This window comes from Staphylococcus microti (assembly GCF_000934465.1).
Classification (GTDB): domain Bacteria; phylum Bacillota; class Bacilli; order Staphylococcales; family Staphylococcaceae; genus Staphylococcus; species Staphylococcus microti.
Window position 1 is genome coordinate 1 of the sequence record NZ_JXWY01000178.1, and the last position, 225, is coordinate 225.

The 225-nt window shown below is 29.8% G+C and carries 1 pseudogene; it reads left to right on the top strand.

Annotated elements, in window-relative coordinates:
• Positions 1-104: 104 nt before the first annotated feature.
• Positions 105-225: pseudogene (locus tag TP70_RS12330) on the top strand (RepB family plasmid replication initiator protein); the annotation flags it as partial.

Here is a 225-nt window from a genome sequence, read left to right on the forward strand (position 1 = left end):
CCTTGTTGTTATAGGTTTAGTATTATAATTACAAACAACACCAAAGACACCTTTTTTTCTTTAGGTGCCTTTAGTTTGTTCTTATAATTTGGAGGTCAATAAAAATGTCGGGTGAAACTGTTGTTTATCAAAACGATTTGAATTTAGTTCCCTTGCGTAAATTCACAAGCACGGAAATTGATATTTTTTTTACGCTTTGTAATAAGTTAAAGGAAAAAGATATCA